10 protein-coding genes are annotated in these 17,714 nt (G+C 69.6%); 4 read left to right on the forward strand and 6 right to left on the reverse strand.

What is annotated here, in order from left to right:
• Positions 1–42: 42 nt before the first annotated feature.
• From ACZ67T_RS38115 to ACZ67T_RS38140, 6 genes are all read right to left on the reverse strand, one after another.
• The gene (locus ACZ67T_RS38115; protein WP_469990544.1) at positions 43–2,055 is read right to left on the reverse strand and encodes a Tat pathway signal sequence domain protein; all 2,013 of its coding nucleotides are present in this window, start codon (positions 2,053–2,055) and stop codon (positions 43–45) included.
• Positions 2,052–2,888, reverse strand: a complete 837-nt coding sequence (locus ACZ67T_RS38120) for an ATP-binding cassette domain-containing protein (RefSeq protein WP_469990546.1) — start codon at positions 2,886–2,888, stop codon at positions 2,052–2,054. The genes ACZ67T_RS38115 and ACZ67T_RS38120 overlap by 4 nt, the downstream gene beginning before the upstream one ends.
• Before the next feature lie 3 nt (positions 2,889–2,891).
• Entirely contained in the window at positions 2,892–4,631 is a 1,740-nt protein-coding gene (locus ACZ67T_RS38125; protein ID WP_469990548.1) for a dipeptide/oligopeptide/nickel ABC transporter permease/ATP-binding protein, read from the reverse strand.
• On the reverse strand, positions 4,628–5,569 hold the full coding sequence (locus ACZ67T_RS38130; protein WP_469990550.1) for an ABC transporter permease: 942 nt from the start codon (positions 5,567–5,569) through the stop codon (positions 4,628–4,630). Before ACZ67T_RS38130 ends, ACZ67T_RS38125 begins: the two co-directional genes overlap by 4 nt.
• 57 nt (positions 5,570–5,626) lie before the next feature.
• Positions 5,627–7,174, reverse strand: a complete 1,548-nt coding sequence (locus ACZ67T_RS38135; RefSeq protein ID WP_469990551.1) for an ABC transporter substrate-binding protein — start codon at positions 7,172–7,174, stop codon at positions 5,627–5,629.
• A gap of 277 nt (positions 7,175–7,451) precedes the next feature.
• Entirely contained in the window at positions 7,452–8,438 is a 987-nt protein-coding gene (locus ACZ67T_RS38140) for a LacI family DNA-binding transcriptional regulator (RefSeq protein WP_469990553.1), read from the reverse strand.
• Positions 8,439–8,720: 282 nt separating this feature from the next.
• Here ACZ67T_RS38140 and ACZ67T_RS38145 point away from each other — a divergent pair, with 282 nt between their 5' ends.
• From ACZ67T_RS38145 to ACZ67T_RS38160, 4 genes are read left to right on the forward strand one after another with little or no spacing between them, the layout of a single operon-like run.
• On the forward strand, positions 8,721–11,528 hold the full coding sequence (locus ACZ67T_RS38145; RefSeq protein WP_469990555.1) for a family 78 glycoside hydrolase catalytic domain: 2,808 nt from the start codon (positions 8,721–8,723) through the stop codon (positions 11,526–11,528).
• A gap of 43 nt (positions 11,529–11,571) precedes the next feature.
• Positions 11,572–14,007, forward strand: coding sequence for a glycoside hydrolase family 3 N-terminal domain-containing protein (locus ACZ67T_RS38150; protein WP_469990556.1), 2,436 nt, complete (start codon positions 11,572–11,574; stop codon positions 14,005–14,007).
• On the forward strand, positions 14,004–15,551 hold the full coding sequence (locus ACZ67T_RS38155) for a glycoside hydrolase family 43 protein (protein WP_469990558.1): 1,548 nt from the start codon (positions 14,004–14,006) through the stop codon (positions 15,549–15,551). The genes ACZ67T_RS38150 and ACZ67T_RS38155 overlap by 4 nt, the downstream gene beginning before the upstream one ends.
• A complete protein-coding gene (locus ACZ67T_RS38160) occupies positions 15,548–17,689 on the forward strand; it encodes a beta-galactosidase (protein WP_469990560.1) in 2,142 nt (713 codons plus the stop codon). Before ACZ67T_RS38155 ends, ACZ67T_RS38160 begins: the two co-directional genes overlap by 4 nt.
• Positions 17,690–17,714 lie beyond the last annotated feature (25 nt).

A 17,714-nucleotide genomic window follows, 5' to 3' on the forward strand; every position in this document is an offset into this window, starting at 1 on the left:
GGCACCGGGGGAGCGGTGCCGGGACCATAGGGTTGGCACGGGTCAGCGGACTACGACCCGTACCCGCCCCAGGTTCTGCACGCGCGCGAACGGTGTCTTCGCGTCACCGTCCCGCTGCACGGTCGCGCGCAGCACCGCGTAGTACGTGCCGGGCGCGGTGTACATGTGCGTGTGCTGCACCTCCACGCTCCGGCGGGCCGAGCCGAACGGGGCCTCGACGAAGGTGCCGTCACCCTCCACGTCCCACTCCGTGGCCACCAACGGGCCAGCGCCCGGAGGGACATCGATGGTGGCGCGGAAGACGACCCGGCGTCCCACCGCAGTCTCGATCCGGTCCGTGCTCTGCCGCACGACCGGCTGGATGCCGCGCCGCTCCGCCGCCGTGGCCGGGACCGTGACCTGCCCGGCCACCACGTCGTGCTGCGTCGACAGGGGCGGCACGACCCCGCGCTCCACCCACGCGGCGACATCGCGCAGCGCCTGCTGCAGCATCGGCACGAAGTCGACCAGCCGGCGCGCACGGTCGGGGGTGAGTTCGAGGTCGTCGTGGTGGTCGGCGTTGTCGTTGTACCAGAGCCGGAAGGTGTCGTCGTACGCGTCACCGAATGCCGCCCGCACCTGCGCGGCGTACCAGTCGCCGTCCCAGGGGAAGGCGTCGGAGTCGATCAGGTTGCACACGGCTATCGCTTTGGCAGTGGACTTGCCGTTCCAGGTGCCGCCGCCGCTGGCGCCCTGCGAGATGAGCGGGCCCACTTCGATGGAGCGCTGCGGGTGGATCGGCTTGCCTTCCGCATCGAGGAACTGGTCCCAGACATGGAAACCGGACCGCGACGGGATCTGGTGACGGTAGTAGGCGAGCAGGGCCAGGAACCAGCGGTTGTCCGTGCGCAGCTTGGCACCCGCCGCGATCTTGCCGACGACGTCCGCGTCGTTGCCACTCGTCGCGAGCGTGAACAAGCGGCGGGTCCCGTCCAGGGAACCCTTCAGCGTGCCGATCGACGTCATGCCGTCGGCGGGGTACAGCGTGAACTCGGTGCCGGTCAGATCTTTGTCCGGCACGGCCGTGTCGAGCGTGAACGACGCCGCGCCGTCGGCGACTTCGGTGATCCTGGCCGTGTGGTCGATGAGCGCCGAACGGAACAGGTCGCCGAGCCCCGACTTCTCCGTACCGAGATAGCCGTCCGCGTTCCAGAAGTCGTCGGCGTACGTCGGGTCCATGCCGCGGGCGATCGCCCCGATGCCGGTGAGGAACACCGGGTCCGCGAGCCCGAGCACGTACGCGTAGTTGTCCCAGGCCCGCAGCTGGATGCCCATGCCCGAGACCTCGCGCAGGACCGCCCGCTCGGTCGCGTTCAGCCCGGCGTACGGGTCGCCGCTGCCGCCGGGACGCACGGCCTCGGCGATCTTCTCGGCCTTCTCCCGCAGCACGAACCAGGCCATGCCGCGCACCAGGAAGTAGTTCGGTATCGCCGCGGGTCCACCCAGGATGAACGGCACTGCGCCGTCCCACACGCCGCTCGTGTTCTCCATGGCGCCGACGGTCTGGAAGGAGCCGCCGCTGCCGCCGTAGATATAGCCGTGGATTCGACGCGACGTGCCGTAGTACTCGGCCGCGACCTTCCTCGAGTACGCGGCGGCGGCGGCGTCGACGGCGAAACCGCCGCCGCTCTTGCACTGCACCGTGTACGCGCCCGAGGCGGCGCCGAACGCGACGTTCTTGTCCTCCGCGACCTCGTCGAACGACGGATACACCTTCTGGAAGAAGCGCCCACGCCACTGGTTCTTCGGCGGGAAGTAGAACGCGAACTTCTTCTCCGTGCCCTCGAAGTGACCCACCACCTTGCGGTGCGGGACCGGCGTCACGAGGTCCTCGGTGCTGTCGATGACCGGCTTGCTGTACGCCGGGTCCGGCTCGTACAAGGCGCTCGACCCGTCGGTGGCGGAGGCGGTCGCCGTCCCCAGCGTCGGCGTGCCGAGCAGTACGGCCGAACCAACGGCCGAGTTTCGCACGAAGCGGCGCCGGGACAGCGGGCGGGGAGTGCTCGATCTGGTCATGATTCCCTTCCTGACGCGGCGGTGAGCGCAAGGCGCTTGGCGCGGCGTTCGCGCTGGCGCTGCGGGTCCGCCACGGGGGCAGCCATCTGGAGCTTGCGGGTGTAGGGATGCTGGGGGTTCGTCGCCACGTCGTGTGCCTTGCCGATCTCGACGATGCCGCCGTGGTTGAGGACGGCGATGCGGTCGCTGACCTCGTGCACGACCCCCAGGTCGTGACTGATGAACAGATAGGCCACGCCGCGCTCCTGCTGGAGTTCCTTCAGCAGCGTGAGCACCTTGGCCTGGGTGGTGACGTCGAGGGCGCTGGTCGGCTCGTCGCAGATCACCACCGCCGGGTCCAGGGCCAGGGCGCGTGCGATCGCGATGCGCTGGCGCTGACCGCCGGAGAACTCGCGCGGGTAGCGGCGGCCCGAGTCGGCCGGAAGCCCGACCGCGTCGAGCAGTTCGCGTACCCGCGCGAGTCCACCCTGTTCGCCTGCCGCGATCAGCGGCTCGGCGAGGATCGACTCGACCGTCATCGACGGGTTGAGCGACGAGTACGGGTCCTGGAACACGACCTGCAGGTCATGGGCGAGCTTGCGCCTGCGGGCCCGCGGGATGTTGCTGACGGTCTCGCCGCGGAAGGTGACGGTGCCCTCCGTGACCGGCGCGAGGCCGAGGATCGCCCGGCCGATCGTCGTCTTGCCGGAGCCGGACTCGCCGACCAGGCTCAGCGTCTCGCCGGCGGCGAGGTCGAAGGAGACGTCGTCGATGACGGTGGTACCGCCGCGTCGGCCGCCGTAGCGGACGACCAGGTGCTCGACCCGGAGTATGGGGTCCTCAACCGTGGCCATCGGTCACACCTCCACAATCTCGACGCGGCGCGACGACGCGAGCAGTTCCTGCGTGTACGCCTGCTCGGGAGCGCCGAACAAGGCGTTCACATCGTTGAGTTCGACGATCCGGCCGTCCTTCATCACGCTGACCGTGTCGCAGATGTCGGCGACGACACCCAGGTTGTGGGTGACGAGGATCATGGCGAGGCCGCGTTCGTCGCGCAGTTCGCGCAGCAGCTCCAGAACCTCCGCCTGCACCGTCACGTCCAGCGCCGTCGTCGGCTCGTCGGCGACGATCAGCTCCGGGTCCGCGGCGACCGCACCGCAGATCAGCACGCGCTGCGCCATGCCGCCGGAGATTTCGTGCGGGTACTGGCGGAACACCTTCTCCGGGGCCTTGATGCCGACCCGGGCGAGCAGGGAGAGGAGTTCCTGCTGTGCCTCTTTGCGGGAGATCTCCTTCACCGCGCGCAGCCCGTGGACGAGCTGGGCTCCGATGGTGAAGCACGGGTCGAGGTTCGACATCGGTTCCTGTGGGATGTATGCGATGCGCCGGCCGCGTGCCGCCCGCATCCGGTCGTCGTCGGCGAGAAGATCCTCGCCGTCCAGGGCGACGCTGCCGCCGAGGATCACCGCCTCGCGGGGCAGGATGCCCAGCGTGGAGAACGCGATCTGCGACTTTCCGGAACCTGATTCTCCGACCAGGCCGCGGATCTCACCGCGCCGCACGTCGAGGTCGACGCCGTGCACGACCTCACGGACACCGCCCTCGCCGTCCGGGTAGCCGAGGCGCAGGCCCCGGATCGACAGCACGGCGTCGTCCGCCGCAGGGGCCGCGGGCTCGACCGGCGACGCCTCGCGCGCCGCGCGGACCGCCTCCTGACGCTCACGCGCCGTAAAGGACTTGGCGCTGCCGGACGACTGGAGCACGTCCCGCAGAGCGTTACCGAGCAGTACCAGCGCGAGGATCGTCAGGCTGATGAGCAGGGCCGGCCAGAGCACCGCCCACTTGTTGTTGTAGATGTCGCCGAAGGAGTCCTGCAGGACCCCGCCCCACGAGGGAGTGTCCGGGTCGCCGAGCCCGAGGAAGCTGACACCGGCCTCCAGGCCGATACCGCCGCCGAGCACGAACGAGCTGTAGATGATCACCGGCGCGCGGACCGCCCACAGCACATGCCGCCCCACGATGCGCAGGTCGGACAGGCCGACGACCTTGGCTGCGTCCACGTACAGCTCCCCCCGGACACTCACCACGACCGACCGGACGAGCCGGAAGTACGTGGGGGCGACGAGCAGGCCGAAAACTGCCATGGCCAGGACAATGTTCGGTCCCGTACGGGCGTAGAGCGCGATGAGCAGCACGATGCTGGGCAGCGACATCACGACGTCGGAGATCCAGTTCGAGACGGTCTCGAAGCGGCCCCGGTAGAAGCCGGCGGCGAGCCCGCTCGTGACGCCGAGGCTGACGGACACAGCCAGGATCACCACACAAGCGATCATCGTCTGGCGCGTGCCGAACAGGAGCCGCGACAGGATGTCCCGGCCCGACGCGTCGCCGCCCAGTGGATGGCCAGAAGTGAACGGCGCCGCGTCGACGCCGGCCAGGTCCGTGACGTTCGGCCCGGTCGGCGCCAGCCAGGACGCGGCGAGCCCGACGACCGTGACGAGCAGCAGGAAGAGCAGACAGCACGCGGCCAGGGGATTGCTCAGGAGGCGGCGCAGGACGGACACCTTGGCCGCGGAAGAGTCATGCGCGGTCATCGCATCCTCGCTTTGGGGTTGAGTGCCGAATTCACGAGATCTGCAAGGATGTTGACGACGAGGACGACCAGCATCGTCACGACGACCGCGCCCATCACCACCGGGACGTCGCCCTGCCGTGCCGACGTGGTGCCGAGGTCGCCGAGTCCGGGCAGCGCGAATACCGACTCGATGAAGATCGCGCCACCGATCAGCGCGGTCACCTGAAGATTCAGGGCGGCAAGGCCCGGGCCGCCGGCGTTGCGCAGCACGTGGCGGAACACGACCTTCGACTCGCTGATCCCGCGGGCCCGCAGCGTGCGGACGAAATCCTTGGACAGGGTGTCCATGACCGCTCCGCGGAACTGCGAGGCCGAACTCGCGACCGAGCCGATGAGCAGAGCGACCACCGGTAGAGTGATCGACTCCGCCCAGCCGGTCAGGCTCTGGTCGGGCGAGACGTAGCCGGTCGCCGGGAGCATGCGCACCGCGATGGCGAAGGCGAAGACCAGCACGATCCCGACGATGAACGGCGGCACAGCGTTCCCGAGCACCGCCAGAAACTGCACGACCTTGTCCACCCAGCCGCCGCGCACCGCCGCGGTGACGCCCAGGAGGACGCTCACCGCGGCGGTCAGGGCGAGGGCGATGAAGATCAGTGTGAGCGTCACCGGAACGCGGGTGGACAGCACGGAGTTGACCGACTGGCCCGTGAAGAACGACTCACCCAGGTTGCCGGTGACGACCCCCTTGAGCCAGTCGCCGTACTGCACGAACAGGGGTCTGTCCAGGCCGAGTTCAGCGGCCTTGGCTCGAACATTGGCCTCGCTGGCCTGGGTGCCGAGCACCCCTCGGGCGATGCCGAGCCCGTTGCCGTACATCAGTGTGAAGGTCACAAAACTGACCAGCAGCAGCACGGCGATCGACCGCACCAGCTTCTTGACCACAGAGACGAACATCTGCGGCTCCCATCCCTCAGTTGCTTCAGGTTCCTTGTCTGCCGAGCTGTCCGCGGCCTACTTGAAGTCCCACAGCATCGGGTTCAGACCGGACGCATCAGTGACCTTCGGGATGGAGACCTTGTCGGGGTTGTAGGCGTAGAACATGCTGGTCTGCGCCATCGGAACGAACCACGCCTGGTCGACGACGTACCGGTTCAACTCCTGTTGCAGCTGGGTCGACTCGTCACTGGTCGAGGTGAGGATCTTGCTCCAGAGAGCGGTGACCTTCTTGTCCTTCTGGTGCTCCACGTTCCAGATACCGTCGTCAAGGACGTAATCGGTGATGTCCTGCTGCGAGTCGCCGTAGTTGCCCAGCTGCCAGACGGGCACGGGGTACTTGCCGCTGAGCAGGTCGGTGATCGCGTTGGAGCCGGACAGGGTGACCTGCTTGACCTTGATGTTGATGAGGCCGAGCTGCTGCTTGATGACCGGCATCAGGGATTCCAGGTTCTGGCCCTGCATGTACGGGATCTCGAGCGTGAAGCCGGCCCCGTAACCCGCCTTCTTCATCAGCTTCTTCGCCGCGGCCACGTCGTACGCGTACGGGTCCTTCAGGTCGTCGATGTACGCGGACGAACCCGGCCGGAAGATCTGCGCGGTCGGCTTGGCGAGGCCCTTGTACAGGTTCTTCGACATGGCGTCCTTGTCGAAGACCATGTTCATCGCGCGACGCACGTCCAGGCTGCCGAGCGCGGGGACCTTCTTGCCGAGGTGGTCCGTGATCAGCAGACGTGCCACCTGGCTCTTCTTCGACCAGATCTTCAGGCCGGAGGACTTCGCCTGGTTGTAGGTGGCCTGGGTGATGAGGGAGCCGTCGACCTGCTTGGTCTTGAGGGCGTTGATCGCGGCGGTCTCATTGGAGAGAACCTTGATCGTGAGCTTCTTGTACGGGAAGGACTTCGAGTCCCAGAACTTGGCGTTCTTGACGAAGGAATACGTGGAGCCGTTCGTCGTGGACTTCGCGTCGAGCGTGTAGGGGCCCGAGCCGACCGGCGCCTTGTTGGTCTTGCCGGCGGCCAGGTACTTCGGGCTGCCGATCCGCAGACTGCACACGCGGTCGGCGAGCAGCGGATTGGGCTTCGACAGCTTGATCACCGCGGTCAGCGCATCGGTCGCGGAGACCTTGAAGTCGGCGATGCGCGAGGAGCCGCCGTTGTGGGTCTGCGCGTATTCGACGTTCTTCTTGAACGCGGCCGCGTCGAGTGCGGTGCCGTCGGAGAACTTCATTCCGGAGCGGAAGTGCAGGGTGACACCGGTGTTGTCCGGCTTGAACTCGAACGACTCGGCGGCCGAGGCGTGCGGCTTGCCGTCGGCGTCGCAGCGCAGTGCGGTGTCGTAGACCGCGGAGGCCGCCCAGCCCTGGTAGCCGGGCTGGCTGGTGGGGTCCCAGCCCTGGATGTCCTGGGACATGGCCAGGGTGAGTGTTCCCTTGTTCGTGCTGGTGGCCCCCGTGTTGTCGGCCGTGGCACCGGCGCCGGTGCAGGCGCTGAGCAGGGCCAGGGAAGTGGCGGAGGTCGACAAGGTCAGTGCCAGGCGGGCGGAACGAGTGGTGCGCCGCATCATGGACTACTCCTTCGGAGGAGAGCGATGGCGGTCCGGGCTGCGTCGGCCGGTGGGAGGTGAGACCCCCGCACTCAGGAGAAGGCGCGCATCTGCGGACTACAGGAAGAGAGGTACGAAGCGTGTGTGCAACGTTCTACGCCGGGAACGTACGGACGTCGTGCGGATCGCGTCAAGAGTCGTGGGTTGTCTTGGCCGGTAACGGTTCCGCAACGCGCCTGTTCCCCGGGCGTCAAACCCGGGGGGATTAGATGGCGTTCTGGGCGGTTAAGAGGTCCCTCTAGGCGCCGGGTGCCGCGCTGGTGGAGCGCGGGACGAGCCGGGGTGCGACGACGTAGTGCACAGGCTGAGTACGCCCGCTGATCCGCTCCAGGAGCAGCCGCGCGCTCATCTGGCCCGTCAGTTCGCCGGACTGGTCGACCGTGGTGAGCGAGATCCGGCCGATCGTGGAGAGGTAGATGTTGTCGTATCCGGCCACGGTGAGGTCGCCGGGAACGTGCAGCCCGCGCTCCTCCGCGGCACGCAGGACACCGAGCGCCGCGATGTCGGCGCCGGCGAAGATCGCCGTCGGAGGAGTGTCCCGGTCGAGCGCCTCGCATGCGGCCCGGTAGCCGCCCTCCTCCGAGTACGCCGTCTCGATGACGTCAGGTGTGCAGCTGTGCCGCTGCATGGAGGTGACGTAGCCCTCGCAGCGGGCGGTGTGGGACAGCACCGCCGGTGGTTTCAGGTCGGCCGAGGGGTGGCTGGTGTGTGCGATGCGCCGGTGGCCAAGGCCTACGAGATGGTCGATGACCAGACGGGCGCCGCCGCGGTCGTCATTCACCACGGTGTCGTAGTTCGTACCGCCGCCGTGCCGCGCGACGACCACCGTGGGCACGATCGCGGCGAGCCGTTCCAGCCAGGACGTCTTCACCACGGGGGCGATCACGACGAGCCCGTCGATCTGCCGGTCCACCAGGGCCTCCACGCTGCGCTCCTGGCGCTCGGCGGTGAGCCCGCCCGTGACGAGAATCTCCTGGTAGCGGCTGGGTCCCAGCTCGTCGGCGATCCCTTCGGCGATCTGCTGCTGAAAGGGCGAGGAGAGCTCGGTGAGCATCACGCCGATGGTGAACGAGCGGCCCCGCATGGCGCGGGCGCCGGCCTGCGGGCGGTAGCCGAGCTTGTCGATCGCTGCGGTCACCTTGGCCTGCATCTGCGGGCTGACCCCGTAGGCCTCGCGCAGCACCTTGGAGACCGCCGAGACCGAGACCTGGGCCTCGTTCGCCACGTCCTGAATGGTCACTCGTCGGGACGCCGACGTTGCGCTCATGCCGCCTCACAGCCCTGGGTCGGTGCCGTCGCCGCCGGTTCGAGACGTGCGGTTCGGGCTGCCGGTGATCGATGTTTCACGTTGCGATGCCTCCTGGACAGGGTGCCGGAGTCTTGACACCCGTTCAAACGCGTTCCTAGTCTCCCGAATGTAGAACGTTGCACACCGCACGCTACGGCCGGTTCGACCCGGTCACCAAGTCTTTCGACGACTCAGCTTTCGACACCCCAGGAGACTTGCATGGTCGTGGCAGCTGCCCCGCATGCCCCGCGTTTCGATCACCATGCGGCCGCGCCCGCAGTGCTCGGCGTCGGCACCGCCGCACCCCGTCTGAGCTGGTCGGTGCCGAGCGCCGACGCGGAATACGAGCAGACGGCGTACGAGATCGAGATCGGAAGGGGCGGCACGGCCGAGACCTACCGGGTGGACGGGCCGGATCAGATCCTGGTGCCCTGGCCGGCAGAGCCGCTGACCAGCCGCGAGTCCGCTGCCGTACGTGTTCGTGTCGCAGCCAAGGGCGGCACGGGTGAGGAGTGGAGCGAGTGGAGCGCACCGGCCGTCGTCGAGGCGGGACTGCTGGATGCCGCTGACTGGTCGGCTGCCTTCATCTCTCCGGTCGACATAGGCGGGCTGCACCAGAGCGCGCCGATCGTGTCCGGCACCCTTGACCTACCCGGCGACGTGGTGAGCGCCCGCCTGTACGCCACCGCCCACGGCCTGTACGAGGCGACGCTCAACGGCCACCGTGTCGGTGACCTGCACCTCACGCCTGGTTGGACCTCCTACCGGCACCGCCTCGCCTACCAGACGTATGACGTCACTGACCTGGTTCGCGCCGGCCGCAACGAGCTCGACGTGCTGATCGGTAACGGCTGGTACCGCGGCCGCATCGGCTTCCACGAGGCCCGCGCGTTCTACGGCGACCGGATCTCCGCACTCGCACAGCTGGAGGTCACCACCGCCGACGGCACCGTGCACACCCTCGCGTCCGACGGCACGTGGACGGCGCGCGAGAGCGCGATCGTCGCGGACGACCTCTACGACGGCCAGCGCACCGACCTGCGCCGACGCGGTCTCACGGGAGTGGCGGCCACCGAGGTCGTCGACACCGACGTCACCACCCTCGTCGCGCCGTCCGCGCTGCCCGTGCGGGTCACGGGCGTCCTCCCGGCCCAGCGCGTATGGACCTCTCGCTCCGGGCGGACCCTGGTCGATTTCGGGCAGGTCGCGGTCGGCTGGGTCCGGTTGCGCGTGCGTGGGCTGGCCCCCGGCGCCGAGGTCGTCGTCCGGCACGCCGAGGTCCTGGAGAACGGCGAGCTCGGCACCCGCCCGCTGCGTGCCGCGAAGGCCACCGACAGCTATCTCCTCGCGGGCCCGGACGAGGAGGTTCTCGAGCCTGCCCTCACCTTCCACGGCTTCCGTTACGCGGAGATCAAGGGCATCGAAAATCTGGCCGCCGGCGATGTCGAGGCGGTCGTCATAGGCTCCGACCTCACCCGCACCGGCTGGTTCGACTCCTCGCACGAGCTGCTCAACCGCCTCCACGAGAACGTCGTCTGGTCGATGCGCGGCAACTTCCTCGAGGTGCCCACAGACTGCCCGCAGCGCGACGAGCGCCTCGGCTGGACCGGCGACATTCAGGTTTTCGCGCCGACCGCGTCCTTCCTCTACGACTCGGCCGGTTTCCTTGACTCCTGGCTCGCGGACCTCGCGGCCGAACAAGGCGCAGACGGCTCGGTGCCGTTTGTGATCCCGGACGTGCTCCGGACGGCCGCGCCCACGGCCGCAGCCTGGGGCGACGCCGCGACCGTGGTGCCGTGGGTGCTGTACCAGCGGTACGCCGACCGCGGCATCCTCGAACGCCAACTGCCGAGCATGCGTCGTTGGGTCGACCGCCTCGCCGAGCGCGCGGGCGCCGACCGCCTGTGGACCGGCGACTTCCAGTTCGGCGACTGGCTCGATCCCACCGCGCCGCCGAACTTCCCGGCCAGCGCCAAGGCCGACCCGGACGTCGTCGCCACCGCGCATCTGGCCCGCTCCGCCGAGATCGTCGCCGAGACCTGCCGCATCCTCGGCCGTGCGGACGAAGCCGAGCACTACGGCGCACTGGCCGCCGACGTACGCGCGGCCTTCGCCCGCGCCTACGTCACCCCCGACGGCCGGATCCACTCCGACGCTCAGACGGTCTACGCCCTCGCCATCGAGTGGGCGCTGCTGCCGGACGCCGAGCAGCGCGCGGGGGCCGGACGGCGCCTCGCCGATCTGGTCCGCACCTCCGGCTTCCGCATCGCAACGGGCTTCGTGGGTACGCCGCTCGTCGCCGACGCCCTCACCTCCACCGGCCACGCCGACGTCGCCCACCGTCTGCTGTTCCAGACCGGCTGCCCGTCCTGGCTGTACCCGGTGACGATGGGCGCGACCACCATCTGGGAGCGCTGGGACAGCATGCTGCCGGACGGCTCCATCAACTCCGGCGACATGACCTCCTTCAACCACTACGCCCTCGGTGCCGTAGCCGACTGGCTGCACCGCAAGGTCGCGGGCCTCGCCCCGGCGGCCCCCGGCTACCGCGAGATCACCGTCGCGCCCGAGCCGCCCGCGGACCTCACCTCGGCGTCGGCCCGCCACCTCACCCCGTACGGGGAGGCGCGGGTGGCCTGGCAACGCGCGCACGGGAAACTGCAGTTGGAGGTGACCGTCCCCGTCGGCACGGCTGCCCACGTACAGCTGCCCGGTCTGCGCGAGAGCGTCACGCACGGAACGTACAGATGGGAGGTTTCCGACCCGGTCATGGCGGGTCGTCAACTTGTCACTGTGCGCGATGTCTTCGACGACGCCGAGGCATGGGCGGCCGTGGTCGAGGCGGGGATCGGCACCGGCGTCGCCCGCGGCGGCGAGGAGGAGATCGCCACGCTGTGCGCCACGCGCCTGGACGACGCCGCGGACCAGCTGTGGCACGGCGTCGCACAGCCCGAGTTCGGGCCCCCCGCCGCCAAGGAGTTCCAGCGGCAGGTCCGCGACATCCTGGCGCGCCGCGCTGCTCGCTGAACCGCTTGCACTTGCCTTCCCGCCCCGTAGAGAACGGATCGCCATGTCGACCAGCTCAACCACGCCCGGCCGCGCCCACCTCGACGCCACCCTCCCCGCCGCCACCCGCGCCGACCTCCTGCTGAGCGAGATGACCCTCGAGGAGAAGTGCGCTCAGCTGACTGCCGTATGGCCGTGGCGGCTCGTGGACGCACACGGAGCCGACGCCGACACCGCCGACGAGGTCCTCAAGGTGGCGCCCGGACACATCCCCGCACTCGCGGCCGACGACCCGGCCCGAGTCGCCCGCCTCACCGGCGCCATCCAGCGCCAACTGGTCACCCGCACTCGCCTCGGCATCCCGGCGCTCATCCACCAGGAGGCGCTGAGCGGCGTGATGACCGGTGGCCACATGGTGTTCCCCACTGCCATCGCTCTCGCCGGCACGTTCAGCCCCGAGCTCGTCAGCGACATGACGGACTTGATTCGCCGCCAGATGCGTCGCCTCGGCTACAGCCATGCGCTCTCCCCGGTCATGGACGTCGCCCTCGACCCCCGTTGGGGCCGCGTGCACGAGACGTACGGCGAGGACCCGTACCTGTGCGCCGCGTTCTCCGTCGCGTACACCCAGGGCCTGCAGGGCACCGACCCGGCGACCGGCGTCATCGCCACCGCCAAGCACTTCCTCGGCTACGGACTGGCCGCCGGCGGCGTCAACCTCTCCGCCTACGAAGGCGGCGACCGTCGCACCCGCGACCTGTTCGCCTACCCCTTCGAGGCCGCGATCCAACTCGCGGGCCTGCGCTCGGTGATGAACTCCTACGCCGATGTGGACGGCGTCCCCGTTGGTGCCTCCCGCGAGGTCCTCACCGGCCTGCTCCGCGACACCCTCGGCTTCGACGGCTTCGTCTCCTCGGACTACGAGACGACGAATCAGCTTGTCAACCGCCAGAAGGTCGCCGTCGATCCCGGCGAGGCGGCCAGGATCGCCATCACGGCGGGCCTCGATGTCGAGCTGCCCGTCCCGTACGCGTACGGGGAGACCCTTGCCGAGGAGGTCCGCTCGGGCCGGCTCGACGAGAGCGCCGTCGATGTCTGCGTGCTGCGCGTACTGCGGGCCAAGTTCGCCTCCGGCTTGTTCGAGAACCCGTACCCGCAGGAGCACATCGACGTTGCTGCCATCGCCGAGGAGGGCAAGGAAACCTCTGTCGAGCTGGCCCGCCGCTCGGTCGTCCTGGTCGAGAACGACGGCGTCCTGCCGCTGGCGCCCGGCACCGACCTGACCGTCGGCGTCATCGGCCCGCACGCGGACGCCGCCTGGCTGCAGTTCCCGACGTACGCCTACCCGGCGTGGCGCGACGCGGTCAAGGCCGTCGAGCTCGGCGAGGCGATGAACGCGGTCGGCGTGGAGACCCCGCAGACAGCCTGGAACCAGGCCATCTTCACCGACGCCGACCGGCACACCTTCGGCCGCGAGCGGTATGGTGCGCGCCCCTTGCACGAGACGCTCGCCGAGTTCGCCACCAGCGTCCTGACCGAGCAGGGCTCCACCCTGACCCGCCCGCTCGACGACGACGGCGCCGCCCTGGCCCGCGTCGTCGAGGTCGCCGACCGCTCGGACGTCGTCGTCCTGGCGCTCGGCGGGGCGAGTCTGTGGTTCAACGGCGAGCGCACCGAGGGCGAGGGCAGCGACACCGCCGACATCGCGCTGCCCGAGGCCCAGGTCCGGCTTGCCGAGGCGGTCGCCGCGAGCGGCAAGCCGTACGTCGTCGTCCTGCACCAGGGCCGGGCCTACACCCTGCCGGAGGCGGTGCGTGGCGCGAACGCGATCGTCGTGGCGCCCTACGCCGGCCCGTTCGGCCCGCAGGCGGTGGCCGATGTGCTGTTCGGCGAGGTCAATCCGAGCGGCAAGATGCCGTACAGCATTCCGCGCCACACCGGGCAGATCCCCGTCTACCACCACCAGCACTCGGGCACCGGCTACCGCAACCCGCTCCCGCCGGGCTCCGACGAGCTGTACCTGGACATGCCGGCCACGCCGCTCTACACCTTCGGACACGGCCTGAGCTACACCGACTTCACGCTGGCCGACCTGACCTCCGACACCGAGACGGATCTGCACGGCAGCGTGCGCATCGCGACGACCGTCACCAACACCGGGCAGAGGGACGGCGCGTCCGTCCTCCAGCTGTATGTACGGGTCAACACCTCCGGGGTCACCCGGCCCGCCCAGCAGCTGGCGGGCTTCGCCAGGGTCGACCTTGCGGCGGGCGAGTCGCGCCGGGTGACGTTCGAACTGGCTGCCACGCAGCTCGGATACACCAACATGGCGAGGGAGTTCGCCGTCGAGCCGGCGCGCGTCGACTTCTTCCTCGGCTTCGACGCCGACGACCGGGGCGTCGAGGGCGCCTTCGAACTCGTCGGCGACAAGCGAGTGTTGGCAGCCTGTGAGCGGGCGTTCCTGTCGGACGCCGAGGTGGCCGAGGTGGAGCAGCCGTGACGACGAACCTCCCCAACCCACTGGTTCCGGGCTTCAACCCCGACCCGAGCGTCGTCCTCGCCGACGGCACCTACTACCTGGTGACCTCGTCCTTCGAGTACCTTCCCGCCCTCCCGGTCTACCGCAGTACCGACTTCGTCTCCTGGGAGCACATCGGTGACGTGGCCACGCGGGCGGAGCAGGTCGTGCTCGCCGACGCGGCGTCGTCCGGTGGCGCCTGGGCCCCTACCATCCGGCATCACGACGGCCGTTTCCACGTGATCGTCACGGTGGTGGGCAGCCCGCGCGGCTGCGTCGTGTTCACTGCCGAGGATCCGGCCGGGCCGTGGAGCGACGGCGTCACGCTCGACGGTATCGAGGGCATCGACCCCGACCTGTCCTGGGACGAGTCGGGCGCCGCCTACGTGACATACAGCGGGCTGCACATCGTCGACCACCAGATCGTCGCGAACCGGGGCATTCTTCAGGCACGAGTGGACCTGGATGCGGGCAAGTGCCTTGAGGTACCTAGGGAGTTGTGGTCCGGCACCGGCCTGGTCGCTCCCGAGGCCCCGCACCTCTACCACCGCGACGGCCACTGGTACCTGCTGATCGCCGAAGGCGGCACCGAGTACGGGCACTCCGTCAGTGTCGCGCGCGGCCCGAGCATCGAGGGCCCCTTCGAGGGTGCCCCGCACAACCCGGTCCTGTCCGCCTCCGGCACGGACCGCGCCGTCCAGTGCACCGGCCACGGTGACCTGGTGCGTGGCCCGGACGGCACCGACCTGATGGTGCTCCTCGGCACCCGCCGCGTGGGCCGGACCTCGCCGCTGGGCCGGGAGACGTACGTGACGACCGTGGAGTGGACAGCAGACGGCTGGCCGGTTCCGGCGCCGGTGGGACTCGCGCCACGGCCCGAACACCGCGAGGAATATGTGCAGTTCGGCGCCCCACAGGAGCTCACCGACCCCGGATGGCTCGCTGTACGCCGCACCCCCGCCGAGACTGCCTCGCTCACCGAACGACCCGGTTTGCTCACCCTTCGGACGGCCGAGGGCGCGGGACTCGACACGCCGCACCCCGCCTTCGTCGGTCGGCGCCAGCGTCACTTGAACTCGTCCGTCGAGACCGTCGTCGAACCGGCGGACGGTGGCCGCGGCGGCCTCGCCCTGCGCCTCGACGAGGAGTTCGCGATCACCTTGACCGCCGAGCGGTCCCCGGATGCCCTGGACGGGAAGGGCCTGCTCATCACCGCGCGGGCGCGCGCACAGTCTCTGATCCAGTCCTGGACGGCCGACGTCGCGCGCGACCGGGTACGGCTGCGGATCACCACCGACGCCACCCAGCCGTCCGACCGCGCGCCCTGGCTGGCGCCGGGCGACCGCATCCGACTGAGCGCCATCGACCCGGAGACCGGCACCGAGACCGAACTCACCTGCCTCGACGGCCGATTGTGGTCGGTGGAGACGGCGGCCCCCTTCACCGGGCGGGTCACCGGCATGTACACGGAATGCGGCACGGTCCACTTCGCCGACTTCCGCTACCACGGCAAGGGAGACTCATGACCGGCGCCGCACTGCCGCCCCGCGTCCTGTTCGGCGCCGCCTACTACCACGAGTACCAGCCCCACGAACGCCTCAAGGACGACCTCGACCTGATGACACAGGCCCGCTTCTCGGTCATCAGGGTCGGCGAATCGGTCTGGTCCACCTGGGAGCCCGAGAACGGCCGCTTCGACCTCGACTGGCTCCAGCCCGTACTCGACGGTGCCCACGAGCGCGGCATCTCCGTAGTCCTCGGCACCCCGACCTACGCCGTCCCGCCGTGGCTGGCCCGCCAGTACCCGGAGATCGCGGGGGAGCGCCGCACCGGCGAGCGGATCGGCTGGGGAGCCCGGCAGGAGGTCGACTTCACGCACCCGGCGTTCCGTTTCCACGCCGAGCGGGTGATCCGGAAGATCGTCGGCCGGTACGCCTCCCACCCCGCGGTCATCGGCTTCCAGGTCGACAATGAACCCGGCAACGAACTCCTCCACAACAACGGAGTGTTTGAGCAGTTCGTCGACCATCTGCGGGCGGTGTACGGGGACGTGGAGAACCTGAACAAGGAGTGGGGCCTGGTCTACTGGTCGCACCGCCTGTCGACGTGGTCCGACCTGTGGCGGCCCGACGGCAACGCCCAGCCGCAGTACGACCTGGCCTGGCGGCGCTTCCAGGCTCGCCTCACCACCGAGTTCATCACCTGGCAGGCGGACATCGTCCGCGAGTACGCCCGCCCCGGGCAGTTCGTCACCACGTGCGTCGACTACGGGCGCCAGGCCGTGGAGGACGACGAGCTGACCGACGCCCTCGATGTCACGGCGGGCAACTGCTATTACTGGGCGCAGGACGAACTCGCCCTGCCCGGCGGCGCCAATCCGCGACCGGGCTGGCGCCGGACCGGCCCATGGGGGCTCTATCACCGCGCCGACCGCATGTACTCCTCGCGCCAGGAGCCGTTCCTGGTCACCGAGACCAACGCGACCAGCATCGGCGGCGCCTGCGACTCCCGGCCCCCGTATGACGGTCAACTGCGGCAAGTTGCATGGGCGTTGGTATCGCGTGGTGCTCAGATGGTCGAGTACTGGCACTGGCACTCACTGCACTTCGGCTCGGAGACCTACTGGGGCGGTGTGCTCCCGCACAACGGGCGCCCCGGACGGATCTACGGCGAAGTCGCCCGACTGGGCGCCGAGTTGGAGGCGACGGGCGAACTGGTAGCGGGCCTGATTCCGGACGCCGACGTCACGCTCGTCTATTCGCGGCCCACCAAGTGGTTCATGCAGCGCTTCCCGCACCTCGCGGGCCCGGACGGCGTCGCCGACCCGGCCGCGTACGACGGCCTGTTCGACCCGTTCCACCAAGGGGCCTTCGACGCCGGACTCCAGACGCGGATCGTGCACGCCGCGAAGCTGGCGGAGCAGTCGCCTGAGGCGGCGGCCCGCGAGAAGCCTGTTCTCGTCGTGCCCGGCCTCTACCTCGCTGACGATACGACCCTCGACTGGATGCGGGCCTACGCTGAAGCGGGCGGGCACCTGATCCTGGGCCCGCGCACCGGCTACGGCGACGAGGAGGGGCGCGCCCGCACGGACGTCATGCCAGCTCGCCTCGCCGCGGCGGCCGGGGTCCACTATGACGAGTTCAGCACCCTCGCGGACGATGTGACGGTGGTCTCCCGGGACCGTGGCCTCGTACTCGACGACACGGCCACGGCGACCCGCTCGGTCGACGGCCTGCACGCCGACGACTCCACGACCGTCCTGGCCGAGTACCGCCACCCGCACTTCGGCCGCTGGCCTGCCGCGACCACCCGCCGCGCGGGCTCCGGACGGATCACGTACGTCGGTACGGTCCCGGGCCCTTCCTTCGCCCAGGCCTTGCTGACCTGGGCCTGCCCGGACGGCAACGCCCCGTGGCGCGACCTGCCGCAGATGGTGACGGCGACCGGCGCCACCGCCCGGGACGGACGACGTCTGCGCTTCGTCCACAACTGGTCGGGGGAGCCGGTGAGTGTGCGGTTGCCGGTCACGCTCGCGGAGGCCGTCGGCTCAGCGACGTACCCGTCCGGGCATCAACTCGCCCTGAAACCCTGGGATGTACGTGTCTTCACCGAGGCTGCGGCCGCCGCGACCGCCTCACCGGTTCACCTGGGCGGCGACGCGTAACTGAGGTCGCTCCGGCGCGCTGCCG

The sequence above is a fragment of the Streptomyces sp. NPDC107517 genome (assembly GCF_055582645.1).